Here is a 570-nt window from a genome sequence, read left to right as displayed (position 1 = left end):
CTTGCCTGTTCGAGCGCGCGGGCAATGGCTTGCTCTGAAAAAACTGGATCAGAATTCTCATCCATCCCGCACAAATCATCCAAGAAGTCATCACCCCAGAGCTCTTCAATCAATGTTTTGCTTGCATAAGCCATGTTTAAAAGTTTCCCTTAGACAACTTCTTGCAACAAAACGCCGGCATCTTTTGCGGCAACCAATTCACACACACGTTCCCCCACACGCACCCGTTTACCACCTGATAAGCCGATATCTGGATCTTGGATCACTCCAGACAAACGTTCGCCCAACTGGGCGCTAAAACCCCAACTGATCACCGAACCATCTGCCTGTTGTTTGGTGGGGTCAATATAAAGCAGTGCAATCTTATTGCCCCACACGCGTGCCAATTGTGCCGAACGCCCTTTACGTGCCAAATTCACTTGCGATTCACCAATGAGTAAACGATCGGGGTGTATTTCCATCAGATCAGCAAATTGCGCCTTGGTGACAAAACCATCAGCAGTGCCACCCCCTTTAACGGCTTTAATGATTTTGGGATGACGTTTGAGTTTTGACCAAACAACTTTGCCC

1 pseudogene is annotated in these 570 nt (G+C 48.1%); it reads right to left on the bottom strand.

Annotated features, from left to right (window positions below):
• Nucleotides 1-149: 149 nt before the first annotated feature.
• Nucleotides 150-570: pseudogene (locus ACFING_RS10130) on the bottom strand (capsid protein); the annotation flags it as partial.

The sequence above is a fragment of the Bartonella sp. AP150HLJHH genome (genome assembly GCF_042196385.1).
Taxonomy (GTDB): domain Bacteria; phylum Pseudomonadota; class Alphaproteobacteria; order Rhizobiales; family Rhizobiaceae; genus Bartonella.
Note: the sequence above shows the minus strand (reverse complement) of the source record. Positions and strands in the feature narration are given on the sequence as shown.